Below are 1,656 nucleotides of genomic sequence, written 5' to 3'. Positions count from 1 at the left end.
ATCAACACTCGAGACCGGCAGCCGACACGGCACGTCACACCCAAGGTCATCACCCTGCAACCAGCGATAGTTCACTGAGTCAAGCAACGGCATTGGGTGCCCGGCGGAAAGTGGCAGACCGTGATCGCCAGCCCCCTTTCGGCGGCGAGCGCTGCCAGTTCCGCTTTCCAGGCGCGGTAGCGGTAGCTGTTGGAGCCGCCCGCGTCCGCGGTGATCAGCAGCCGGGTGGCGGCCGGGTAGTCGAGCTGACCGCGGGCTTGCCACCAGCGGCGGATCGTGGCCACGGCGAAGGCAGAGGTGTTGTGATCGACTCCGACGCTGACCCACCCGGTGTCAGCGGCCAGGTCGTAGACGCCGTAGGGGATTGCGGTCTCGCCCCTGGGCCCGGTGAAGAAGCTGTGATCCTCGACTTGGACCGGCTCGCCCTTGGGCCGCCACTCGCGTCCAGCGTTCGGTAACTGTCCGAGCATCTCCTTCTTCTTGGCGTCGACACTGATCACCGGCTCGCCCGCGGCCTGGAACTGCTTGACCTGATCGTTGATGTAGTGGAACTGCGCGTCCCGATCCGGATGCTGGTCTCCTTCCAGCGTTTTAGCGTTCGCCTGCAGGCTGAAGCCGTTCTCCCGCAGAAGCCGGCCGACGGTCACCGGCGAGACACGGTGCCCTCGCCTCGTGAGCTCCGCCGCGAGACGCCGCAGTGACTTCGTCGTCCAGCGCAGCGGCGACATCGGATCGCCGCGCTCATCCGGCTCGACCAGACTCAACAGGGCGGGCAGCAGCCCCGGATCCAGCTCGGTCGCGGTCTTGCGCCCGCCGCCCGGCCTGCGGATCCGACCTTCCTCCAGGGACTCGCCGCCCGCCTCCAACTCGAAGACACCCTTGCGTACGGTGCTCTCGCTCGCGCCGGCGATCCTGGCCACGGCCCGCACCCCGCCGTGGCCCAGCAATCTCGCCTCAGTCGCGAGCGCAAGTCGACGCTGCCGCTCGTTCAGGTGGGGCAGCAACACCTCGAACCGAACGGCGAGTTGATCCAGCACTGCGTCCTTGATTGCCATACCAGGTCAACGAGGCGGGACTCAGGAAGCAAGACCTTGTTCGCGTACAGGTCCATTTCCTGCGCAATGTCTTTGGGGTGATCCCGAAGGACTCCGCCAAAATGGTGGCCGCAACCATCCGCACGATCTTCGCTCAGCCCACCGCCGAGGCCGTCCGCGCCCAGCTCGACACCGTGGCTGACATGCTCGGACGGCAGTTTCCCAAGGTCAGGGAGATGCTCCTGGAAGCCAAGACCGACCTGACCGCCTTCGCGGACTTCCCCGAGCGACATTGGAAGAAGATCCAGTCGACCAACCCCCTGGAGCGGGTCAACCGGGAGATCAAGCGCCGCGTCGACGTCGTCCAGATCTTCCCCAACTCCAAGGCCCTCGAACGCCTCACCACCGCCGTGCTCGTCGAGATGCACGACGAATGGATCGCTTTCCCCCGCCGCTACCTCCCCGAAGGCAGCATGGACAAGATCTACCCACCCCAAGATCAACCCAACGCGGTTACACCACTACAGGGCAACGCCAGTGCGTTAAGGATGTGTGCGCCCTGTCAAGAGGGCGGGACCTCTGGTAATTCGCATGGTGTCGAAGCCATTGCGAGTGTCCCGGA

2 pseudogenes are annotated in these 1,656 nt (G+C 65.3%); one reads left to right on the top strand and one right to left on the bottom strand.

Annotation, left to right across the window (positions count from 1 at the left end):
• Positions 1–95: 95 nt before the first annotated feature.
• A pseudogene (locus tag AB0D57_RS47710) lies at positions 96–1,055 on the bottom strand (ISAzo13 family transposase); the annotation flags it as partial.
• Between the two features lie 41 nt (positions 1,056–1,096).
• Between AB0D57_RS47710 and AB0D57_RS47705 the strand changes: the two are divergent.
• Positions 1,097–1,510 (top strand): annotated as a pseudogene (locus AB0D57_RS47705) (transposase); the annotation flags it as partial.
• Between the last annotated feature and the right edge of the window lie 146 nt (positions 1,511–1,656).

Origin of the sequence: Streptomyces sp. NPDC048275 (genome assembly GCF_040652275.1) — a bacterium.
In the GTDB taxonomy this organism is placed as follows: Bacteria; Actinomycetota; Actinomycetes; order Streptomycetales; family Streptomycetaceae; genus Streptomyces.
Note: the sequence above shows the minus strand (reverse complement) of the source record. Positions and strands in the feature narration are given on the sequence as shown.